The 694-nt window shown below is 47.4% G+C and carries 1 protein-coding gene, 1 pseudogene and 1 riboswitch; of the genes and pseudogenes, one reads left to right on the top strand and one right to left on the bottom strand.

The window, feature by feature from the left end; genetic code table 11:
• Nucleotides 1-371: preQ(1) synthase (gene queF, locus ACTHUE_RS19715; RefSeq protein ID WP_440424244.1), on the bottom strand; the 371-nt coding region annotated here is incomplete at its 3' end.
• Between the two features lie 3 nt (nt 372-374).
• A riboswitch (PreQ1 riboswitch) is annotated at nt 375-419 on the bottom strand.
• A gap of 147 nt (nt 420-566) precedes the next feature.
• Here queF and ACTHUE_RS19710 point away from each other — a divergent pair.
• Nucleotides 567-694: pseudogene (locus tag ACTHUE_RS19710) on the top strand (putative lipopolysaccharide heptosyltransferase III); the annotation flags it as partial.

The raw sequence follows: 694 nt of genomic DNA, 5'->3' as shown, positions 1-694 counted from the left end.
GGTGTGAATTCGCCGAATACTTCGATGTATTTCGGATCCATCAGGGCGATGAGGTCTTTCATGATGATGTTGACGCAGTCTTCATGGAAGTCGCCGTGGTTGCGGAAGCTGAAGAGATAGAGTTTCAGTGATTTGCTTTCCACCATTTTGATATGGGGGATGTAGCGGATGTAGATGGTGGCAAAGTCGGGCTGGCCAGTCATCGGGCAGAGGCTGGTGAACTCGGGGCAGACGAATTTGACGAAATAGTCGTTGTCTGGATGTTTGTTGTCGAACGCTTCCAAAATTTCAGGCGCGTATTCGCTTGGGTATTGGGTTTTCTGGTTGCCCAAAAGGGAGATGCCTTGCAGCTCTTCGTTGTTGCGGGACATGAGGTTTCCTTAGTTTTTTAATGTGGGAGGTTTTCGAACCACGGGGTGCGGATTGTAATATAAATTGCATGACTTGTGCGGATTTTATAGCGATGAATCAGCAGGATAGCTTTCAGACGGCCTGTTTTGTATTTTATGAAACCTGTTTTCCGCTTTACAATAGCAGCCAATCAACAGGCCGTCTGAAAGTTTTGTATGTCTTTAGCCCAACCCAAACGTATTCTGATCATCAAATTGCGCCATCATGGCGATGTGCTTTTGAGCACGCCGGTGGTCGATGCGCTGAAAACCCGTTTCCCCGATTGCGAAATCGATATGCTGGT

The organism is Neisseria sp. P0021.S005 (genome assembly GCF_051956955.1).
The sequence above is the reverse complement of the archived record's forward strand: the minus strand, read 5'-3'. Positions and strand labels throughout refer to the sequence as shown.